This is a genomic window from Streptomyces sp. NPDC091289 (assembly GCF_044757365.1).
Lineage (GTDB): Bacteria > Actinomycetota > Actinomycetes > Streptomycetales > Streptomycetaceae > Streptomyces.
Genome location: NZ_JBIVUT010000001.1, coordinates 130050 through 150423 on the forward strand (window position 1 = coordinate 130050; position 20374 = coordinate 150423).

Genomic DNA, 20374 nt, shown 5'->3' on the forward strand with positions numbered 1-20374 from the left:
GCGGTACATCCGGGTGCCGGGCGCGCCGAACGGGTCGGCGAGGAAGCGTTCGGCGGTCAGCGGGTGGCGTCCCCGGTAGCCGCGGGAGAGGCCGGCCCCGGCGACGTACAGCTCACCGGTGACGCCGGGCGGCACGGGCCGCAGCCGCCGGTCCAGGACGTAGAGCCGCAGATCGTCGATGGCCCGGCCGACGGGGCTCACGCCCGGGGCGGGCGCACCGGGGGCGAGGTCGTGGGTGGTGACGTGCACGGTGGTCTCGGTGATCCCGTACATGTTGACCAGCCGAGGTCCCTCGGGGGCCCGGAGCCAGGGGGTGAGGCGGGCCGGGTCGAGGGCCTCGCCGCCGAGGACGACCAGGCGCAGGGTGGGCGGGATGCCGGGCGAACCGGGGGCGGTGAGGGCCTCGGTGAGCTGGTAGCAGGCGGACGGGGTCTGGTTGAGGACGGTGACGCCCTCGTGGTGCAGCAGCTTGAGGAAGTCGTCCGGGGACCGGGTGACGGTGTGCGGGACGATGACGAGGCGGCCGCCGTGGAGGAGGGCGCCCCACATCTCCCAGACGGAGAAGTCGAAGGCGTAGGAGTGGAAGAGGGTCCATACGTCGTCGGGGCCGAAGGCGTCCTCGGCGGTGGCGTCGAAGAGGCGGGCGAGGTTGCGGCCGGTGACGACGACGCCCTTGGGGCGGCCGGTGGAGCCCGAGGTGTAGATGAGGTAGGCGGCGTTGTCCTGGCGGGGCGGCGTGGTGCGTTCGGCGTCGGTGACCGGACCGTCCGGCTGCCGCCGCCAACTCCCGGCGTGCGGTTCCTCGTCGAGGACGAGCACGGGGGTGGTGCAGGTGACGGGGGTGCTGCCGACGGTCGCGGTGTCGGTGAGGACGAGGGCGGGGGCGGCGTCGTGGAGGGTCCAGGCGATGCGGTCCTGGGGGTGGGCGGGGTCGACGGGGACGTAGGCTGCCCCGGTCTTGGCGACGGCGAGCACCGCTTCGACGAGGGCCGTGGAGCGGGGCAGCAGCAGGGCGATCCGGTCCTCGGGGCCGACTCCGTACGACATCAGCAGCCGGGCCAACGCGTTGGTACGGGCGTCGAGTTCGGCGTAGGTGAGGGTGTGGTCCCCGTGGGTGAGGGCCGGTGCGTCGGGGTGCCGGTCGGCGGTGCGGGCGAACCGGTCGAGGACGGACGGGGTTCCCCGGTGGTCGCCGGCCGGGTTCCAGTGGCGCAGGAGGGTGTCCTCCTCCCCCTCGGTGAGGACGCCGATGGAGCCGATCGGGGTGTCGGGGCGGGCGACCGCGCGGGCCAGGACGGTGACCAGCCGGTCGGCGAGGGTGCGGACGGTGGCGGCGTCGAACAGGTCGGCGCTGTAATTGATCGCCCCGTCGATGCCACCGCCGGTGAGGTGATCGGTGAACCCGACGATGAGGTCGAACTTCGCCGTGTCCGTCTCCCGCAGGGTGAACATGGCGTCGACGCCGGGTGCGGTGAACGGGATCGCGGTGCGGTTCTGGTACGTCAGCATCACCTGGAACAGCGGGTTGGCCGGGCCGCGTTCGGGGTTGAGCTCCTCCACGACCCGTTCGAAGGGCAGGTCGGCGTGGTCGAAGGCGTCGAGGTCCACGGCCCTGACCCGGCCGAGGAGTTCACGGAAGGACGGGTCGCCCGACAGGTCGGTGCGCAGGACGAGCGTGTTGACGAAGAAGCCGATCAACTCCTCCGTGCGCCGCTCGCCCCGGCCGGCGGTCGGGACACCGAGGGGGATGTCGTCCCCGGCCCCGAGTCCGGCGAGCAGGGCGCACAGCGCGGCCTGGGTCACCATGAACGGGGTCACTCCGGCGCCGGCGGCCAGGGAACGCAGGCCGGTGGCGACCTCGTCGGGGAGGGTGAAGGGGACGAACCCGCCGCGTCCGGTGGGTGTTTCGGGCCGGGGCCGGTCGGTGGGCAGGTCGAGGGCGGCGGGTGCGCCGTGGAGCGTGCGCCGCCAGAAGTCGGCCTGGCCCTGGAGGTGGCCGCCGTCCAGAAGGGTGCGCTGCCAGTGGGCGTAGTCCGTGTAGCGGGCGGCGAGCGGCGGCAGGTCGGGGGCGGCTCCGGCGAGCCGGGCCCGGTAGGCGGCGGACAGGTCGGTGAGCAGCGGTTCGACGGACCATTCGTCGGCGGCGATGTGGTGGATCAGCAGCAGGACGGTGGTGCGGTCGGGCTCGGTCAGGACGGTGACACGGAAGGGCGGTTCGGTGGCGAGGTCGAAGGGTTCGGCGGCGAGCGCGCCGAGCAGGTCCTCGACTTCTCCCGGGGTGTGGGCGGCCCGGACACGGACCGGTGCGGGCCGGTCCAGGATGTGCTGGGCCGGTGCCCCGTCGGCCTCGGGGAACACGGTGCGCAGCACGGCGTGCCGTTCGGCCAGGTCGCCGACGGCGGCGGTCAGGGCGTCGTGGTCGACCTCGCCGGTGAGGGTGAGGACGAACGGCAGGTGGTAGGCGGGGCCGGGCTGGAGCCGGCTCAGGAACCACAGCCGCGCCTGGGCGGGCGAGAGCGGCAACGGGCCTTCGTGGGCCACGGGTTCGAGTGCGGGCAGCGGGGTGGCCGGGGGCCCCGAGTGGGCGGCGAGCGCGGCGACGGTCGGGGTGTCGAAGATCTGCCGGACCGGCAGCGGGTGGCCGAGCACCTCGGAGGCCCGGCCCGCCAGCCGGGCGGCGAGCAGGGAGTGGCCGCCGAGGGCGAAGAAGTCGGCTTCCGCGCCCACGTGTTCGAGGCCGAGGAGGTCGGCGAAGAGCGCGGCGAGCAGCTCCTCGCGCTGTCCGGCCGGGGCGCGTCCGGCGGGGGCGGCGGCGGGCCGGGGCGCGGGCAGGGCGGCCCGGTCGAGCTTGCCGTTCGGGGTGAGCGGGAGGGCGTCGAGCGGCAGGCAGAGGTCCGGGACGAGGTGGCCGGGCAGCACGGCGCGCAGGTCTTCGCGGACCCGGGCGGCGGTGGCCGCCCGGGTCTCGGGGGTGCCGGTGAGCCCGGTGAGGTGCGCGATCAGGCGGGGTGCCGGGTCGGACGGGTCCTGGTGGGCGACGACGGCCGCGTCCTCGACTTCCGGGTGGGCGCGGAGGGCTGCGGCGACCTCGCCGGGTTCGATGCGGTGGCCGCGGATCTTCACCTGGTGGTCGGCGCGGCCGACGATCTCCAGGGTGCCGTCGGCGCGCAGCCGGGCGAGGTCGCCGGTGCGGTACATGCGGGCCCCGGGCGGTCCGCAGGGGTCGGCGGTGAAGCGTTCGGCGGTCTGGCCGGGGCGGCCCAGGTAGCCCTGGGCGAGTCCGCTGCCCGCGAGGTAGAGCTCGCCGGTCACTCCGACGGGCAGCGGGACCAGGCCCCGGCCGAGGACCCGGGCGCGGGTGTTCCACAGCGGGGTGCCGACGTGCGGGGCCGCGGCGGCCGTCGCGTCGAGGGTGCCGGCGGTGGACCAGATGGTGGTCTCGGTGGGCCCGTAGAGGTTGACGAGTCCGGCGCCGTGGGCGACGAGCCGCCGGGCGAGGTCGGGGGCGAGGGCCTCGCCCCCGGCGAGGGCGAGCAGCCCGCCGACCGCGTCGGGCCGGGCGTCCAGGAGGGCCCGCCACAGGGAGGGGGTGGCCTGCATGACGGTGGGGCGGGCGGTGTCGATGAGCCCGGCGAGGAGGGCGGGGTCGCGGACCTGTTCCCGGTCCGCGAGGATCACGGTGCCGCCGGTGATCAGTGGCAGGAACAGTTCGAGGACGGCGATGTCGAATCCGACGGTGGTGACGGCGAGGAGCCGTTCGGAGCCGTCGAATTCCAGGGTGTCGGCCAGGCAGAGCAGGAAGTTGACGACGGCGGCCCGGGTGACGACCACGCCCTTGGGGCGGCCGGTGGAGCCCGAGGTGTGGATGACATAGGCGGGGGCGTCGCCGTGGGTGGGCCGGGGTGCGAGCGGAGCGGCGTCGGCGGCGGCGCGCACCGTCGCGGGGTCGTCGAGGAGGAGGGCGGTGCGCGGGTCCACGTCGAGGGTACGGCCGGTGGCACGGTCGGTGACCAGGAGCGCCGGTGCGGCGTCGGCCAGCAGCAGCCGGATGCGGTCGGGCGGGAAGTCGGGGTCGACGGGGAGGTAGGCGGCTCCGGTCCGGCCGACGGCGAGCAGGGTGACGAGGAGGTCGGCGCCCCGGGGCAGGCTGACGCCGACGAGGACGCCGGGGCCGGCCCCGCGGTCGGCCAGCAGCCGGGCCAGCCGGGCGGAGCGCTCGTCGAGTTCCGCGTAGCTGATCTCCTCGGCCCCGCTGACCAGGGCGGTACGCGCGGGGGTGCGGGCGGCCTGGGCGGCGCACAGCTCGGCGGGCGAGGTGGCCGGGACGGGGTGCGGCTCGGGAGCCGCGACCGCGCTGCTGGGGACGGTGCCGGATGCCGCGCCGGATGCCGTGCCGGGGAGGGTGCCGGTAGCGGAACCGGCAGCCGCTCCGGCGACGGTTCCGGTAGCCGTGCCGGGGGCCGTTTCCAGGGTGACGACGGGGCGTTCCGGGGCGGCGGTGGCCCGGTCGAGGAGGTGCAGCAGCGCCCGGGCGAAGCGGTCGGCGGCGGAGGCGTCCCAGAGGTCGGTGCGGTATTCGAGCTGCCCGGTCGCCCCGGTCGCCGGGTCCTCGCTGATGGTGCACTGGAGGTCGAACTTGGCGGCCCCGGTCGCCACGAGGCGGGGCCGGCCGGTCTGGCCGGGCAGCACGGGCCGGTCGGGGAACTCCTCCCGTACGGCGAACAGCACCTGGAACAGCGGGCTCACGCCCGGCAGGCGGGGCGGGTTGACCTCGGCCACGATGCGTTCCAGCGGGAGGCGCTGGTGGGCGAGGGCGGCGAGGTCGTCGTCCCTGGTGCGCTCCAGCAGGTCGAGGAAGCTGGGTGTGCCGTGCAGATCCGTGCGCAGCGGAAGGGTGTTGATGAAGAAGCCGACGCTGTCGCGGAGCGCCTCGTCGTGACGTCCCGCGACCGGTGTGCCGATGACCAGGTCGTCGCCGCAGCCGAGCTGGGAGAGGGTGGCGGCGAACGCGGCGTGCAGCACCATGAAGGTGGTGGTGCGGGTGCGGCGGGCCAGGGCCCGGACGCGCTGGTGGAGTCCGGCGTCGAGGGCGAAGTCGTGGGTGCGGGCGGGGCCGCCGGTCCGGGTGGGCCGGGGCCTGGCCCAGGGCAGGGTCAGCTGTTCGGGGGCTCCGCTCAGCCGGGTGCGCCAGTAGGCCGCGTCCGCGTCCTCGTTCGCGGCCACGACGTCCCGCTGCCAGAGCGTGAAGTCGGCGTGGTCCACGGGCGGGCGCGGCAGCAGGGGGGCGGCGCCGGAGAGGCGGGCGGTGTAGGCGGCGGCGAGGTCGTCGAGGAGCGGCGGCAGTGACCATTCGTCGGCGGCGATGTGGTGCAGGACGAGCAGCAGGGTCCCCCGGGGCGGCTCGCCGCCCTCCGGGGCCTCCGACTCCGTGGTGAACAGCACCGCACGCAGAGGCGTTTCGCGCTCGACGGCGAAGGGGCGGGCGGCCTCGACAGCGATCCGGTCGGTCAACTCCGCCGCGGTGACCGTGACTTCGTCGAGTGGGGGCTCCGCCGATCCGGTGTCCAGCACCTGCTGCCAGGCCTCACCGTCCTGGACGGGCAGCACGGTGCGCAGGATCTCGTGGCGGGCGGCGACATCGGCGAGCGCGCGGCGCAGCGCGGCCGGGTCGAGCCGGCCGGTGATGTCGAGGGCGAGGGGGATGTTGTACGAGCCGTCCTCGCCCTGGCTGCGGGCGAGGAACCACAGCCGCCGCTGTCCGAAGGAGAGCGGCGGCCGCTCGGGCCGGGGTCGCCGGACCAGCGGAGGCAGGGCCCCTGCCGACGGCCGGGAGGCCTCCGTCTCTTCCAGGACGGCGGCCAGCCGGGCCGGGGTGGGGTGGTCGAAGACGACGCGCACGGGCAGTTCGGCCCCGGTACGGGAGCGGAGCGCGGTCACCAGGCGGGCGGCGGACAGCGAGTGGCCGCCGAGGAGGAAGAAGTCGTCGTCGGGCGTCGCGCCGCTCCGGCCGAGCACATCGGCGAACAGGTCGCACAGCAGCGACTCCGCCCCGGAGCTCGGGGCGCGCCCGGGCGTGGGGCGGGCGGCGGTCCCGACGGCGGGCAGTGCGGCCCGGTCGGTCTTGCCGTTCGGGGTCAGCGGCAGCCGGTCCAGCCCTACGAAGTGGCTGGGCACCAGGTGTTCGGGGAGCTGCTCGGCGAGCGCGGCGCGCAGCGGGTCGGCCCAGGGGCCGTCCGTGGCGTCTCCGGCTTCGGGCTTCTCCTCCGTGTCCTCCGTCGTGCGTGCGAGAACGCAGTACGCGGCGAGCGTCAGGTCGCCGCCCGGTGCCGGGACGGCGGTGACGGCGGCCTCCGCGACCGAGGGGTGGGCCAGCAGGGCGGCCTCGATCTCGCCGGGTTCCACACGGTGTCCGCGGATCTTCACCTGGTGGTCGGCGCGGCCCAGCACCTCCAGGGTGCCGTCGTCGCGGAACCGGGCCAGGTCGCCGGTCCGGTACATCCGGCCGCCGGGTGTGCCGTAGGGGTCGGCGACGAAGCGTTCGGCGGTCAGCGCGGGGCGGCCGAGGTAGCCCTCGGCCACCCCGTCCCCGGCGAGGTGCAGTTCGCCGGTCATGCCGACGGGAGCGGGGGCGAGGGTGCGGTCCAGGACGTAGGCGCGGGTGCGGCGGACGGGCCGGCCGACGTGCGGCGGGGCGCCGTGGCCGAGGACGGCCGCGGTGGACCAGATGGTGGTCTCGGTCGGCCCGTAGAGGTTGACGAGCCCGGTGGCGTGCCGGGCCAGGATGTCCGCCAGGTCGGGGGGCAGCGGCTCTCCCCCGCTGAGCGCCCGCAGTCCTCCCAGGGTGTCCGGGGCGGCGTCGGCGAGGACGCGCCAGAGCGAGGGGGTCGCCTGCATCACGGCGGGTGCGGTCGACCGGATGAGCGCGGCGAGCGCGAAGGGGTCGCGTACGTCGTCGTCGGCGGCGAGCACCACGGTGGCCCCGCCGAGGAGGGGAACGAAGAGTTCGAGGGCGGCGATGTCGAAGGAGACGGTGGTCACCGCGAGCAGGCGGTCCTCGCCGGACAGGCCGAGCAGCCGGCCCATGGCGGCCAGAAGGTTGGCGAGGGCGTGGCGGGGCACCACGACGCCCTTGGGGCGGCCGGTGGATCCGGAGGTGTAGATGACATAGGCGGGGTCGGCCGGGTGGGCGTCGGCCGGCGGGACGGGACCGCCGGCCTCGGCCCCGGTCTCCCTGTCCGCCCCCGCCCCCGCGTCCGGGACCGTGCCGTCCGGGGCGATGGTGAGCAGGGGCAGATCCGTGGCCCAGGGGTGGTCCCGGTCGGTGACCAGGAGGAGGGGCCGGCTGTCCGTCAGCATGTGGCGGAGCCGGTCGGCCGGGTAGCGCGGGTCCAGCGGTACGTACGCGGCTCCCGCCTGCGCCACGGCCAGCAGTGCGACCAGGAGCGCTTCGCCCCGGGGCAGGGCGACGGCGATCAGGCTGCCCCGGCCCGCACCCCGGGCCCGGAGGACCGAGGCCAGCCGGTCGGCCCGGTCCGCAAGATCCGCGTAGGTGAGGCGGGTGTCGCCGCGGCGGAGGGCCACCGCGTCCGGGGTGCGGCGGACCTGGGCCGCGAAGCCCTCGGTGAGGCCGGGGGCCGGGGCGGCTTCGGCGTCCTGGTCGGCGGGGGTGTTGAACTCCCGCAGGACGCGCCGGTGTTCGGCGTCGCCCAGGAATCCGACGCGGGCTGCCGGGAGGTCGGGTTCCGTGCGGGAGAGCCGGTCCAGGAGGGTGGCGAAGCGGTGGAGGTGGGCGTCCAGCTCCTCGGCTCCGTACAGCTCGGGGCTGCCGTCCAGGACGAGATCGAGGCCGGTGAGCCCGGTGTCCGGGCCGCCCCGCCCGGCGACCGTGACGTTGAGGTCCTCGACGGCTCCGGCGGCCAGCGAGTGCACCGTACCCGCGCAGTCGCCGAAGGTGAGTTCCGTGGCGAACGGCTTGATGTTCAGCTGGGGGCCGACGAGCCGTCTGCCGTGCCCGAACAGCTGCAGGTCGCGGCGGAGTTGCTCGCCCCGGTAGCGCTGGTGGCGGCGTTGGGTGCGCAGGGTGCGGGTGATGCGGCGCAGGAGGTCGCCGACCGGCTCCCGTTCGTCGACGGCGACCCGGAGCGGGACGACGTTGACGGCGGTGACGGGGGTGCGGGCGAGGACGCTGCCCGTGCGGTTGCTGACAGGGAGGCCGATGACGGCCTCGGGTGTGCCGGTGAGCCGGGTCAGGTACAGCGCCCATGCGGCGGTCACCGCCTCCGGCCAGGTGGCGCGGGAGTGCTGCGCGAACGCGGCGAGCCGTTCGGCGTCCCCGGCTCCGAGGGTGAGCCGGCTGCGCAGGAAGCGGGGGGCGACGCGGGTGGGCGCGGTGCGGGCCGGGGTCGGCGGGTGCGGCCGGTCGGCCAGCAGGTCCTGCCAGAACCGGGCGTCGAGGGTGTGCTGTTCGGAGCCGGTGTAGCGCAGGTCCTCCTCGACCGCGTCGCGGAGCGAGCCGAACGAGGCCGCCTGAGGTTCGGTGCCCGCACATGCGTGCCCGTAGAGCTCGGCGACGCGTTCGGCGAGGCGGGCGTAGCCGTAGGCGTCGAGGAGGATGTGGTGGCAGCGGTGGTACCAGAGCCATTGCTCGTCGCCGGTGCGCAGCAGCGTGTGGCGGTAGAGCGGGCCGCGTTCGATGTCGACCGGGGTGGAGCGCTCCTGCTCCATCCAGGTCAGGGCGGCGGTGTGCGGGTCGCCGGCGGTGCGGAGGTCGAGGATGTCGGGGCCGGCCGGCAGGACCGCGCCGGTCTCCTGGTGGACGTCGTCGCCGTCGGCGGTGAAGCGTACGGAGAGCCCGTCGGCCTCGCCGACGGCCCGGGTCACGGCCGCCGTGAACGCCCGCTCGTCCAGCGGTCCCGTCAACTCGACGTACTCCGCGGTGAGATACACGGGGTTCGCCGGGTCGAGTCGCTGCGCGGACCAGAGACCGAGCTGGGCCTCGGTCAGCGGCAGGCGTTCGCGGTGGGTGCTCATGCGCATTCTCCCGGCAGGAAACCTCGGCCGGATCTCCCGGTGAGGTGGACAGGTTCGTGGGCAGGGCGTGCCGGAGGGCACGCGGACGAGGGCCGTCGGCGCGGCGGTGTGACAGTGAGTGGTGGGGGGGGCGGGTTCGGGGCGCGGGCGCACCGGGACCGGCCGGTGGTGCGGGCCGGTGTCCCGGTGCGGTGTGCTCCGTGGGCCCGGAGCCGGCCCCGGGGTGGGTCAGGCCTGGGGTCTGTGGCCGTGGTGGGGGGCGAGGTCCAGGACGGCTTTCGGCTGCACGACGAAGGGGCGCATCATCATCATGTCCTCGTGCTCGTAGACGTGGCAGTGGTGCATGAACCGTCCGGGCGGCCCGTCGAACGTGGCCCCGACCGTGATGAGTTGGGCGGGCGCGAGCGAGATGACGTCCTTGGGGCCCTGTTCGGCCGCGGTCAGCGGGGCGTTCTTCCGCCAGCGGATCGGAGTGGTGGTGCCGGCTCCGTAACCGCCGCCCGGCAGCTCGAAGAAGGTGAAGGAGCCGACGTCGTACACCTCGCGGCTCAGCCCCTGGAAGGCGACCGAGTGGAGGTGCATCGGGTGCGGGTAGGCGCCCTCGGATTTCTCCAGGCTGAGGAAGCGCCAGCGTTCGGTGGCTCCGGCGGCGACGGTGAACCGTACCGGGTCCTCGAAGGTGGCGGAGACCCGCCGGAAGGTGCGGACCGTGCCGCGCTCGTCCTCGATCTGGACGATTCCGTCGATCGGGAGCTCGCCCTCGGGGGCCTCGGTCTCCTCCATCTCCCAGAGTTCGGGGTCCTTGGGGTAGACGGGGGTGACGATGACGAGGCGTTCGGGGGCGGCGGCCGGGGGCCTCACCGGGGTGAAGGAGGTGGCGAGGCGCTTCGGCGGGACGAACGTGTCGTGCCCGGCCCGCGAGGCGACGCGGAACTCCATCAGGTCGGGGCGGGCCCCGGGTTCGGGCAGGGCGTTGACGAGCCGGAGCCGCCGGCCGCGCAGGGCGGAGAAGTCCACCAGGAGGTCGGCGCGTTCGCCGGGGGTGAGCGGGACGCCGTCCGTCACCGGGTCGGGCTTCGGCAGCAGTCCGCTGTCCGTGCCGATCAGCCGGAAGGCCTCGGCGGGGAGTTCCTCGCCCTCCTCGTCGAGGATCTTCAGGAGGTAGGGGCGGTTGTTGGAGGCGTTGAGGGCGCGGAAGCGGTACCAGCCGGCCTCGACCTCCAGGTGCGGCCAGATCACCCCGTTGACCAGGTTGAACGGTCCGGTGAAGGGGCGGACCAGTTCATAGGGGTCGTCGGCGACGACGATGCCCTTGTAGAGGAGGTCGCCGGTGAAGGCGCCGTCGTCGTCGAGGTCGAGGTTGCGGTCGTAGAAGACGAGGGGGACCTCCCGGTCTCCGGCGGGAAGCCGTAACCGCCGCTCCTCCTCGTCCCGGATGAGATAGGCGCCCGCGCCGAGGCCGGTCATCACATTGAGGTGGGTGATGTGCATGGCGTGGTCGTGGTACCAGAGTCCGGCGGCGGGCTGTTCGTTGGGGTATTCGGCGAGCTGGGCGGCGCCCGGCAGGACGGCGTTCTCCGCCCAGCCGTCGTTGCCGCCGCCGGTGACGGCTCCATGCAGGTGCACCACGGCCCACGGGGGCAGTGCGGCGACGTCGGCGCGCACCGCGGCCCCCTCGCGCCCCGGGCGGTCCCACATGAGGGGCAGCTCGGGGTCGTAGGCGAACGGGACGCGGACCGCCGGCAGGGGGTAGGCGCCGGTGAGGTCGTTCTCCCAGGCGATACGGAGTCGGCTGCCGCGCTTCGCCTCGATGGTCGGGCCGACGTGCGTGCCCTCGTACGTCCACAGCCGGGTGTGCGGCAGGCTGCGGTGGAGGCGGACGCGGGCCGAGCGCATCGTGACGGTCAGCTCTCCCTTGCGGCCGCTGATGACCCGGGGCACGGGCAGCGGGTCCAGGAAGGGCACGAGGGCCTTCGCCGCCTTTGCCGCGCGGGCGGCCTTCCCCGCGGCGTCCCCGGTGAGCCGGGGCCCGGCCTCCCGGGCCTCACGGACGGCGTCGGGCAGGTCGTCGAGCGGGGTGCCGAGGGCCGCCGTCATCAGGGCGGAGCGGGGCGGCGCGGTGGCGGCCATGGCGCGGCCGGATCCGCCGGGGAGGGCGAGTCCGGTGCCGAGGGCCGCCCCCGCGCCCGCCACGCCGGCTCCGATGAGGAACCCCCGGCGGGCGACCAGGTCCGACAGCTTGGGGGGAGTTCTCATGTGGGATCGGCCGCCATGCTCTCTATCAGGCTCTTGGGCCGCAGGTCGGTCCAGTTCTGCTCGACGTAGTCCAGGCAGGCCTGGCGGGTGTCCTCGGGGTGGGCCACGGTCCACCCGGCGGGCACCTCGGCGAACGCGGGCCACAAGGAGTGCTGTCCCTCGTCGTTGACGAGCACCAGGTAGGTGCCGTCCTCGTCCTCGAACGGATTGGTCACCGCAACCTCCATCTACTTAGGTAAGGCTACCTTTACTTGATCGCTCAGCGACCCTACCCACCCATCTCGCGGTTGACGCACCGAATCCCACAACTCACTCACTCAACACCGGTTTTGATGGCTTGAAATGAGCGCCCCGGACGCCTGCGCACCCGGGGCGCCTCCCTCACGCGGTGCCGGTGCCGCGCCGTTTGAACAGCACCCAGCCCAGGTACACACCGCCCAGCACGGCGGTGGTGACGCCCACCGGCAGCAGATTGTTGCGCTGGGACTCCTCCACCACCTGGATCCATCCGACCTGCCGGTCGGCCCACACCAGGGCGGTGAAGAACTGGCTGGAAGCAAGGTGTGCGGCCGAGAGCAGTCCGGCGCCCACCGCCCCCGCCGAGAACAGGCTGACGCCCGGGCTGCGGCTGACCATGGCGGCGATCTGCGGGGCCGCCAGCGCGATGAACGGGATGGGCCCGGCGCTCGCCACGGCCACCCCGCACAGCCCGATGCCCAGCACCGTCAGGGCGAGCCGCGAGCGGTTCACCCGGACGCCCAGGCCGGTGGCGAGATCGTCGCCGAGCTCCATCATCCGCAGTCGTCTGCCGAACAGCAGCACCGGCGGCAGGAGGACCACCAGGGCGACGGCCATGATCTGCACGGAGCTCCAGCCCCGCCCGTTGAGCGTCCCGACGAGCCAGATGTGCGCGTTCTGGGCGTCGTTGAGGGAGGACCGGGTGAGTAGATAGGAGTTGACCGATCCGAGCATCGCGGTCACGCCGAGCCCGATGAGGACCAGCCGGATGCCGTGGAGCCCTCCCCTGCTCGCCAGGACGGAGACCAGCAGCGCGGTGACCAGGCCACCGGCGATCGCTCCGGCGGCCACCGAGGCCGCCGCGCCACCGAACGTCACGATGACCAGGATCGCTCCGGTCGCCGCGCCGCTGTTGAAGCCGATGACGTCGGGACTGGCGAGCGCGTTGCGCGACACGCTCTGGAAAATCGCGCCGCTCATGCCCAGCGCACAGCCGGCCAGGATCGCCAACAGGGCCTGGGGCAGCCGCTCCTGGTTGACGAAGTGGACGGCGAGCCGGTCGCCCGTACCGTAGAACAGGGCGCGCGCCACGTCGGGCACCGGTACGGGGTAGGAGCCGACGCCCAGGCTGACCAGCAGCAGGAGCGCCGCCAGCAGCAGGGCGCCGCCGCTCACCAGGGCCGTACGCCGGTGCATGCGGAAGCTGACCCGTCCCGACCACAGCCGCACCGGCCGGGCGGCGTCCGACGCGCCGGCGCCCGCCTCCGGGGCCGGACGGATCTCCGTCGTCGTCACAGCGAGGCCTCCTTGCGTCGGCACACCATCGCGATGAACACGGGAGCGCCGATCACTGCGGTCACGGCGCCGACCTCCAACTCGTCGCCGGGCAGTGCCACTCGGCCGATGATGTCCGAGACCAGCAGCAGCACCGGGGCCAGCACCATGGAATACGGCAGCACCCAGCGCAGGTCCGGCCCGGTCAGCCAGCGCGCGACCAGCGGAACGACCAGGCCCACGAAGCCGATCGGCCCGGCGGCCGCCGTCGAGGCGCCGCAGAGCAGGGTCACGGCGATCACGGCGGCGATCCGGGTCCGGGCGATCCGCGCCCCGAGCGCCCGGCCCAACTCCTCGCCCAGGGCCAGGGAGTTCAGCGGGCGGGCGAGCAGCAGGGCGATCACCAACCCGACGGCCACGAACGGCAGGAGCTGCACGACGAGTTCGGGCTCCCGTCCGGCGAGCGAGCCGACCATCCAGAACCGCAGGTAGTCGTAGGTCGCGGAGTCGAAAACGGTGAGTCCGGCGATGACGCCGCTCAGGCTCGCGCTCACCGCGGCCCCGGCCAGCGCGAGGCGTACGGGCGTGGGCCCGGCCCTTCCGGAGGCTCCGAGCACGTACACGACGACCGTGGTGAGCGCCGCGCCGACGAAGGAGAACCAGACCAGCGACCCGAAGCCGGCCAGGCCGACGACGCCGATACCGAAGACCACCGCCGCCGAGGCGCCCGCGTTGACGCCGAGCAGCCCCGGGTCGGCCAGGGGGTTACGGGTGACGGCCTGCATGACCGCTCCCGCCACGCCGAGGGCCGCGCCGGTCATCAGACCGACGAGCGTGCGCGGCAAGCGGAGTTGGCGGACGACGTCGGTGGTGTAGGAGCCGTCGTCGTTCCAGAGGGCGGTCCACACCTGGCCGAGGGTGGTGTCCTTCGTGCCGATCCAGGTGCTCAGCACGACGAGGAGCAGGAGCACTCCGGTGAGGACGAGGAGTCCGCCGCCGCGCAGGGCGGACCGGGCGACGGTGGGTTCCGGCTGTGGCTTCCGTGCGGCGGACCGGCGGCCGACGGCGGTGGGCGGGGCGGTCACGTCGGCGTCCCGCCCGTCCGGACGGGCCGAGGGCCGTGCCGTAACACCCGCGGCGCGCGAAGCCCCCGGGGCCGAGAGCCGAACATAACCAACCGCATGGTGCAGCCTTCCGTCGCGTCCACTGTCATCGCAGTGGCGCGACGCACGGCCAACCGACCTGTCGCACAGGCCGGTTGACTGGTCGGGCGAAGCGGAACCCCCCGCGAAGTAAGGCTGACCTTACCTAAGATCGCGGCGGCTGAGGAGCCCGGTCGGGGCCCGGTCAGAGCCCGAGATCGCTCAGGCGGGCCTCGTAACGGATGGTGAGGTCCTCGGAGTCGCCGGCCGCCGGGTCGTCCCAGAGGGCCTCCAGCTCGGAGCGCACGGCGTCGGGCAGCGCCTCGTACCGCTCGGACCAGGTGTCGGAGTTCGGTATCCAGTAGCCGACGACCTTGAAGCGATCCGCCGGGAGCCCCAGCTCGCGCCGGAGGTAACGGCGCACCGAACGCAGGGCGTTGGTCTCCCCCGCGACCCATACGTACCCGCCCGCGAGATCCGTGCCGGGCGGGACGGCGGCGGCCACCAGATCGGCCAGCCGGCTCGGGCCGTGGCCGTTTCCGCCGTAGGTCCAGGTCACCTTGGAGTCGGCCGGTTCCCGCAGCGGGAGGACGGCCGAGGGGTCGGGCGCCTCCAGTACCACCCGGGTCCTGATGTGGTCCGGGGTGTTCTCCAGCAGCCGGGCGGCGGCGGGCAGACCGGTCTGGTCGGCGACCAGCACCTGCCAGGTGAGATCGGCCGGGGGGCTGTAGAGCCCGGTGGGGTCGTTGACGCCCACGACGTCCCCGGGCCGCGCCTCGGCGGCCCAGCCGGACGCGATGCCGCCCTCGTGCAGCACGAAGTCGATGTCGAGCTCGCCGGCCTCCGGACGGACCGCGCGGATCGTGTACGTGCGCATCGGCGCGACGGGCTGCCCCTCGGGGGTCTCCCACCCGCCCTGCTCGGTGGTCCGGGGCAGGGACACGGCGGTGCGGTCCGGGCCGTGCGGAAGGAAGATCCGCACGTACTCGTCACCGACCCCGGTGGTCCGGAAGCCCGCCAGCCCTTCACCGTGCAGGGTGACGCGGGTCATGCTCGCGGTGAGCGGCTGCACTCGGGCGACGACGGCTCGGTGGATCGTCATGGACACTGCCCCTTCGTACGCGTGGTCGGCCTGAGCGCCTCGCCCGCGGGGACGAGAGAACCGAATTGACTTAGGCCAGCCTAACCTTCCATGGGCACCAGTTCGAGACGGCGTCGATCACACGGCCGGTGTACGACGGCGCACACCCCGGTCCTCCGCCGTTCGGCAGAGGAGCCGACGACACCGCACCCGCGCGTCTGCCGAACGGCCGATGGATCCGACGGGGTGCCGGGACCAAGCTGGTGACCACGGCAAACGCCCGTAGCACCACCTCGCAGCAAGCACCCCGGAACAAGGAGTTCACCATGCGCGTCACCTCCCTCGCAGCACTCGGCATCGCCGCGCTGACGGCTCTCACCGCGACCGCCGCGACGGGCGCGGCACCCGCCGACGACGCCCCCGCCGCCAAGCCGGCCACGACCGCGAGCGTCCACGGATCGGCACGGATCCACTATGCGTTCAGCCCCGACGACGACATCCGCTTCACGATCGACGCCGATGCGGCGCCCTACTCCCGGCCGCTTCCCGGGTTGCCCCAGGGGCTGCCCACCGACGCACGGGGCACGGTGAGCTTCCGGCACGTCGTCGCCGCCACGGGGCAGATCGCCACGGCGAAGGCCCGGGTGGACTGCCTGGTCACCGGCGGCGGCACGGCGACGCTCACCGCCGTCGTCACCCGGTCCGACGTGGGGCCCGTCGGCGAGCGGCTGGGCTTCAGCGTCGGCGAGGGACGCGCGGGCGAGCCGGACCGGCTCGGGTTCTCGTGGGGCGTGGCGAACGTCGACCCCGAGGAGACCGACGAGCAGGGGAACGTCACCGCCCCGAAGGTGGGGACCTGTATGGCGCCCGCGCCCTTCGCTCCGGCCACCCGGGGCGGCTTCACCGTCCGCCACGCCGAACTGCCCACGCGGCCCAGCGGAATGCGCTGACCCGGCACAGGCGCGTTGTGCCAGAATCCACCGCATGCCCGTTCGATATCCGCGCCCCCTTCGTCCCGGTGACCGCATCGGGGTCACCTCCCCTTCGAGTGGAGTGCCCGAGGAGCTGCGCGAGCGGCTCGCCGTGGCGGTGCGCGATGTGGAGGCGCGCGGGTACGAGGTCGTGACCGGCCGGTGCATGGACGGCTCCGGGCACATCAGCGCGCCCGCGGCCGACCGGGCGGCCGAGTTGACGGCGATGCTCACGGACCCCGGCATCAGAGCCGTGGTGCCGCCGTGGGGCGGGGAGACCGCCATCGACCTGCTGCCGCTGATCGACTGGGAAGCGGTGCGGGCGGCGGAGCCGACCTGGGTGGTGGGCTACTCGGACCTGTCGACCGTGATGACACCGCTGACCCTGCTCACGGGGGTGGCGACGGTGCACGGGAACAACCTCATGGACACCCCGTACCGGGTGCCAAAGGGTCTGGTGTCCTGGTTCGACGTCGTCGCCGCCCCGCCGGGGCACCGGTTCACCCAGATCCCGCCGGAACGGCACCGGTCCTCGGGCTGGGACGACTGGGCGGAGCACCCCGACGCCCGTACGCTCACGCTCGACCTCCCGGGCCGGTGGACCCGGCTGGACGGCGGCGGCGACGTGGACGTCGAGGGGCGGCTGATCGGGGGCTGCGTCGAGATGCTGTGCAACCTCACCGGTACGCCGTACCTCGACACCTCGACGTTCGCCCGCACGCACGCCCCGGAGGGGCTTCTCGTGTACGTGGAGGCCGCCGGCGACGACGCGTTCGCCATCTGCCGCTATCTGCACGGGATGCGGCTGGCCGGCTTCTTCGACGCGGCCAACGCCGTACTCGTGGGCCGGACTTCGGCCCCGGACACCGCCTCGCTCACCCAGCACCAGGCCGTGCTGGACGCGCTCGGACCGCTGGACGTGCCGATCGTCGCCGACGTCGAGTGCGGCCATGTGCCGCCGTACCTGCCGCTCGTCAACGGGGCGCGCGCCCGGGTCGTGCACACGGCGACGCGCGGTGAGCTGACCCAGACGCTGGACTGACCGCCGTGGCGTCCGCCCCGGCGGCCTGGCACCATGCAGGCCCATGAGTGATCCCGAAACCGCGTCGGCCCAGGCCGTTCGCCTGGTGCGCGAGCTGTACCCCGAGGCTCTCGGGGCCGTTCTCGGCGGGTCGGCCGCCCAGGGCCGGGCCACGGCGAGCAGTGACCTCGACATCGGTGTGCTCCTGCCGGACTCCGCCGGAAGCGGCCGCCGCGTGGTGCGCCACGAGGGCCGCCAGGCGGAGCTCTTCCTCAACGCCGTGGGGGACGTGCCCGGGTTCTTCGCGTGGGACCGTGCCCGGCGGCGGGCGACCGTCGTCTTCGTCTACGCCCAGGGGGTGACCCTGACCGACCCGTCGGGGCATGCGGCCGACACACGTCGGCTGGCCGAGGAGATCGTCGCTCTGGGACCACCGCCGCTGACGGTGGACCAGTGGCGCCACGGCCGCTATGTGCTGACCTGCTACCTGGACGACCTGGTCGACACACCGCCGACGAGCCGCCATGAGCAGCTCGTCGTCGCCGACCACGTCCTGCGGGAGGCCGCCGAACTCGTCACCGCCCACCGCGGCGCCTGGACGGGGATCGGCAAGTGGCTGCCGCGGCGGCTCCTGGCCGCGGATCCCGGGCTGGGGAACGCCCTGCTGGACGGGCACCTGGCCGTGGCGGAGCGGGCCGATCCGGTGCCGTTGGCCGCTGCGGCGACCGAGGTGCTGGAGGTGGTCGGCGGGCCGCTGCGCGAAGGCTATGCGCACCGGTGGGGGGCCTTCGAGGCGCGCGGGTCCTGACGAGCGGTTCGCCTCTCAGCAGATACGCGGCAGCTGCTCGCCCAGCGGCATGTCCACCACCCGGGTGCCGCCCAGGCCCGTGGCCGCCACCACCATGCCCGGATGCTCCGCGACGCAGGTCCCGATCCGTACCGACTCCTTGCCCAGCGGGTGGGCGCGCATCGCTTCCAGGACCGCGTCGGCGTGGTCCGGGGGCACGAAGGCGACGAGCTTGCCCTCGTTGGCGACGTACAGGGGGTCGAGGCCGAGGAAGGAGCAGGCGTTGGCGACGGTCTCGGGTACCGGGAGGGAGCCTTCGTCGAGGGTGATGCCGATGCCGGCGGCTCCGGCGATCTCGTTGAGGGAGGTGGCCAGGCCGCCCCGGGTCGGGTCGCGCAGGACGTGGAGGTCGCGGCAGGCGGCGAGCATGTCGGCGACCAGGCCGGCCAGCGACGCGGTGTCGCTCTGGATCTCGACGCCGAACTCCAGCCCTTCGCGCACGCTCATGATGGCGACGCCGTGGACGCCGATCTGCCCGCTGACCAGGACCGCGTCACCGGCGGCGGCGCGCTGGGGGCGGATGTCGACGCCGTCGGGGACCAGCCCGATCCCGGCGGTGTTGATGAAGATCCCGTCGCCGTGTCCGGCGTCGACGACCTTGGTGTCTCCGGTCGCGACGGTCACGCCCGCCGTGCGGGCCGCGTCGCCGAGTGCCTGCGCCACCCGCCCCACCACCGACAGTTCGATGCCCTCCTCCAGGATGAAGCCGCAGGAGAGGTAGGCGGGCTCGGCGCCCGCCATCGCCAGGTCGTTGACCGTGCCGTTCACGGCGAGGTCGCCGATGCTGCCGCCGGGGAAGAACAGCGGCCGGACGACGAAGGAGTCGGTGGAGAAGGCGAGCCGGGCGCCGCCCATCGTCAGGTGGGCGGAGTCGCCGAGTTCGGCGAGGATGTCGCTGCCGAAGGCCGGGGCGAAGAGGTGCTCGACCAGTTCGGCGGAGAGCGTTCCGCCGCCGCCGTGGCCCATCACGATGCGTTCGTGGTCGCGCAGCGGGGCGGGGCAGGTCCAGCCGGAGAAGTCGGCGGGGGCCGGGGCGATGTCAGCCAACGGAACTCGCCTCCTTCGTCGCGGCCTTGGAGGCCTCCTTCGGGGCTTCGAGCCGCCGGTAGAGGTAGTACGCGGCGCACGCGCCCTCGCTGGAGACCATCGTCGCGCCGAGCGGGTTGCGCGGGGTGCACTCCTTGCCGAACGCGGCGCACTCGTGCGGCTTGATCAGGCCCTGGAGGACCTCGCCGCTGCGGCAGACCGTGGACTCCTCGGTCTCGATGCCGGTGACGGAGAAGCGGTGCTCGGCGTCGTACTCGCGGTACTTGGGCGACAGCCGCCAGCCGCTCTGCGGGATCATCCCGATGCCGCGCCAGGACCGGTCGGTGACCTCGAAGACGTCGGCCAGCATCTTCTGGGCGGCCGGGCTGCCCTGCTCGTTGACCGCGCGCGGATAGGCGTTCTCGACGGTGTGCTCGCCCGCCTCCAGCTGCCGTACGGCGCGGCGGATGCCTTCGAGGATGTCGAGGGGTTCGAATCCGGTGACGACGATGGGGACCTCGTGCTCGGCGGCGAGCGCCGGGTACTCCTTGGTGCCCATGACCGTGCAGACGTGCCCGGCGGCGAGGAACGCCTGGACCTGGCAGTCCGGCGAGTTCATGATGGCATCGATCGCCGGGGGCACCCGTACGTGGGAGACCAGCAGGCTGAAGTTGGCGATGCCCAGCTTCTTCGCCTGGTAGACCGTCATCGCGTTGGGCGGGGCGGTGGTCTCGAAGCCGATGCCGAAGAAGACGACCTGCTTGTCCGGGTTCTCCTGGGCGATGCGCAAAGCGTCGAGCGGCGAGTAGACGACGCGGACGTCCGCGCCCTCGCTCTTGACCTGGAACAGGTCGCGGCCGCTGCCCGGGACGCGGAGCATGTCGCCGAACGAGCAGAAGATCACGTCGGGCCGGGAGGCGATCTCCAGGGCCTTGTCGATGATCTCCAGCGGCGTGACGCAGACGGGACAGCCCGGGCCGTGGATCAGCCGGATCTCGTCGGGGAGCAGCTGGTCGATGCCGTGGCGGATGATCGAGTGCGTCTGGCCGCCGCAGACCTCCATGAGGGACCAGGGTTTCGTGGTGAGAGCCCGGATGTCGTCGAAGAGCCGTTTCGCGAGGACCGGGTCGCTGAACTCGTCGAGATACTTCATGACCGTGCCTCCTTCTCACTCCCGTCGGCGGGGAGTTCGGTCCCTGCCGGGCGCTCCGCGCCCGCGTCCTTGGCGGCCTTGCCCCAGTGGTCGCCGAACTCCTCCTCCAGTACGCCGAGGTTCTCGAAGAGTTCCAGGGTCTGGCGCGCCGATTCCTCGTCGAGCCGTTGCAGGGCGAATCCGACGTGCACGATCGCGTAGTCGCCGACCTGCATGTCGGGGACGTACTCCAGGCACACGTCCTTGACGACGCCGCCGAAGTCGACCTTGGCCATTCGCGTGGCGTCGCGTTCCTCGATCTCCAGCACTCGGCCGGGTACGGCCAGACACATGGC

At 73.7% G+C, this 20374-nt stretch carries 12 protein-coding genes (1 of these 12 running past the window's edge); 3 read left to right on the plus strand and 9 right to left on the minus strand.

Going from position 1 to position 20374, the window contains the following annotated elements; all coding sequences use genetic code 11:
- From ACIQPT_RS00445 to ACIQPT_RS00470, 6 genes are all read right to left on the minus strand, one after another.
- On the minus strand, positions 1 to 9030 hold the 5' portion of the coding sequence (locus tag ACIQPT_RS00445) for an amino acid adenylation domain-containing protein (RefSeq protein WP_401150816.1). The gene continues 8412 nt to the left of window position 1, outside the view; 9030 of the gene's 17442 nt are visible here — the first part of the coding sequence; it begins with the start codon at positions 9028 to 9030; its stop codon lies off the left edge, out of view.
- A gap of 228 nt (positions 9031 to 9258) precedes the next feature.
- Positions 9259 to 11286 carry a multicopper oxidase family protein gene (locus tag ACIQPT_RS00450; protein WP_401150819.1) on the minus strand — a complete coding sequence of 676 codons (2028 nt, stop codon included), beginning with the start codon at positions 11284 to 11286 and terminating at the stop codon, positions 9259 to 9261.
- Positions 11283 to 11501 carry an MbtH family protein gene (locus ACIQPT_RS00455; RefSeq protein WP_065479820.1) on the minus strand — a complete coding sequence of 73 codons (219 nt, stop codon included), beginning with the start codon at positions 11499 to 11501 and terminating at the stop codon, positions 11283 to 11285. The genes ACIQPT_RS00450 and ACIQPT_RS00455 overlap by 4 nt, the downstream gene beginning before the upstream one ends.
- Before the next feature lie 166 nt (positions 11502 to 11667).
- On the minus strand, positions 11668 to 12819 hold the full coding sequence (locus ACIQPT_RS00460) for a FecCD family ABC transporter permease (RefSeq protein ID WP_401150821.1): 1152 nt from the start codon (positions 12817 to 12819) through the stop codon (positions 11668 to 11670).
- Positions 12816 to 13883, minus strand: a complete 1068-nt coding sequence (locus tag ACIQPT_RS00465) for a FecCD family ABC transporter permease (RefSeq protein ID WP_401150824.1) — start codon at positions 13881 to 13883, stop codon at positions 12816 to 12818. The genes ACIQPT_RS00460 and ACIQPT_RS00465 overlap by 4 nt, the downstream gene beginning before the upstream one ends.
- Positions 13884 to 14145: 262 nt before the next feature.
- Complete coding sequence (locus ACIQPT_RS00470; RefSeq protein ID WP_401150827.1) at positions 14146 to 15042, minus strand: siderophore-interacting protein; 897 nt, start codon at positions 15040 to 15042, stop codon at positions 14146 to 14148.
- Between the two features lie 305 nt (positions 15043 to 15347).
- Here ACIQPT_RS00470 and ACIQPT_RS00475 point away from each other — a divergent pair, with 305 nt between their 5' ends.
- Genes ACIQPT_RS00475 through ACIQPT_RS00485 form a run of 3 tightly spaced genes read left to right on the plus strand, consistent with a single transcriptional unit; the run spans position 15348 to position 17821 of the window.
- The gene (locus ACIQPT_RS00475) at positions 15348 to 15971 is read left to right on the plus strand and encodes a hypothetical protein (RefSeq protein WP_401150830.1); all 624 of its coding nucleotides are present in this window, start codon (positions 15348 to 15350) and stop codon (positions 15969 to 15971) included.
- 34 nt (positions 15972 to 16005) lie between these two features.
- On the plus strand, positions 16006 to 17034 hold the full coding sequence (locus tag ACIQPT_RS00480; RefSeq protein WP_401150832.1) for a S66 peptidase family protein: 1029 nt from the start codon (positions 16006 to 16008) through the stop codon (positions 17032 to 17034).
- Between the two features lie 43 nt (positions 17035 to 17077).
- Positions 17078 to 17821 (plus strand): nucleotidyltransferase domain-containing protein, encoded by a 744-nt coding sequence (locus ACIQPT_RS00485; protein WP_401150835.1) that lies wholly within the window; start codon positions 17078 to 17080, stop codon positions 17819 to 17821.
- Positions 17822 to 17836: 15 nt separating this feature from the next.
- Here ACIQPT_RS00485 and hypE read toward each other — a convergent pair whose 3' ends face one another.
- From hypE to ACIQPT_RS00500, 3 genes are all read right to left on the minus strand, one after another.
- Complete coding sequence (hypE, locus tag ACIQPT_RS00490; RefSeq protein ID WP_401151568.1) at positions 17837 to 18826, minus strand: hydrogenase expression/formation protein HypE; 990 nt, start codon at positions 18824 to 18826, stop codon at positions 17837 to 17839.
- A gap of 73 nt (positions 18827 to 18899) precedes the next feature.
- Positions 18900 to 20039 carry a hydrogenase formation protein HypD gene (gene hypD / locus ACIQPT_RS00495; protein ID WP_401150837.1) on the minus strand — a complete coding sequence of 380 codons (1140 nt, stop codon included), beginning with the start codon at positions 20037 to 20039 and terminating at the stop codon, positions 18900 to 18902.
- Positions 20036 to 20371, minus strand: coding sequence for a HypC/HybG/HupF family hydrogenase formation chaperone (locus tag ACIQPT_RS00500; protein WP_093807261.1), 336 nt, complete (start codon positions 20369 to 20371; stop codon positions 20036 to 20038). The genes hypD and ACIQPT_RS00500 overlap by 4 nt, the downstream gene beginning before the upstream one ends.
- Positions 20372 to 20374 lie beyond the last annotated feature (3 nt).

Bases quoted from the DNA above. Each gene is read 5' to 3' on its own strand.
- ACIQPT_RS00450 (WP_401150819.1), bottom strand. From the start codon at position 11,286: ATGAGAACTCCCCCCAAGCTGTCGGACCTGGTCGCCCGCCGGGGGTTC.
- ACIQPT_RS00470 (WP_401150827.1), bottom strand. From the start codon at position 15,042: ATGACGATCCACCGAGCCGTCGTCGCCCGAGTGCAGCCGCTCACCGCG.
- ACIQPT_RS00475 (WP_401150830.1), top strand. From the start codon at position 15,348: ATGCGCGTCACCTCCCTCGCAGCACTCGGCATCGCCGCGCTGACGGCT.
- ACIQPT_RS00480 (WP_401150832.1), top strand. From the start codon at position 16,006: ATGCCCGTTCGATATCCGCGCCCCCTTCGTCCCGGTGACCGCATCGGG.
- ACIQPT_RS00485 (WP_401150835.1), top strand. From the start codon at position 17,078: ATGAGTGATCCCGAAACCGCGTCGGCCCAGGCCGTTCGCCTGGTGCGC.
- hypE (WP_401151568.1), bottom strand. From the start codon at position 18,826: ATGGGCCACGGCGGCGGCGGAACGCTCTCCGCCGAACTGGTCGAGCAC.
- hypD (WP_401150837.1), bottom strand. From the start codon at position 20,039: ATGAAGTATCTCGACGAGTTCAGCGACCCGGTCCTCGCGAAACGGCTC.
- ACIQPT_RS00500 (WP_093807261.1), bottom strand. From the start codon at position 20,371: ATGTGTCTGGCCGTACCCGGCCGAGTGCTGGAGATCGAGGAACGCGAC.